This is a genomic window from Terrabacter sp. 2RAF25, assembly GCF_052115265.1.
In the GTDB taxonomy this organism is placed as follows: Bacteria; Actinomycetota; Actinomycetes; order Actinomycetales; family Dermatophilaceae; genus Terrabacter.
Genome location: NZ_JBFRGJ010000037.1, coordinates 1 through 543, shown reverse-complemented (window position 1 = coordinate 543; position 543 = coordinate 1). Strand labels below are relative to the sequence as shown.

Genomic DNA, 543 nt, shown 5'->3' with positions numbered 1-543 from the left:
GAATAGCACAGGCGGCGAAAGTTGCTGGCGATGGGGGAAAGATAGAAGCCAGAAGCGAACAGACAGTCAATCAACAGAATTCCTGTTTGCAGCGAAAACACGAAACGGAGAATGGCGGGTTTTTGAAAAATATCGGAAGGAGACCATAAAAGCTAAAACGATATGGTCCGATAGCAAGCACATCACGGAACAAGGGACGGTTGAGCTTGGAAAATTAGGACTAGCTGATTTGTTTCCGTTCCCCAAGCCTATGGGATTGCTAGAGGATGTTATTAGCATCGCCACTTCAGACGACGCTCTCATCTTAGATTCCTTTGCAGGTTCCGGCACCACGGCCCATGCCGTYCTTSARGCYAACMAGCGKGACGGCGGCAAYCGGCGCTTCATCYTGGTMGAGATGGAAGRCTATGCTGATCGACTGACGGCGGAGCGGGTGCGSCGGGTYATCAACGGCTATGMCTTCAAGGGCACACAGTGCACCGAGCTGCTGCGCGAGCGGTTGAACTGGCGTGCGCTGACGAACGCCGGGGATCTGGTCCACAA

General features: G+C 53.4%; 1 protein-coding gene. It reads left to right on the top strand.

What is annotated here, in order from left to right:
- Positions 1-82: 82 nt before the first annotated feature.
- On the top strand, positions 83-543 hold a 461-nt coding region (locus AB4091_RS21835; protein ID WP_442295009.1), incomplete at its 3' end, for a DNA methyltransferase.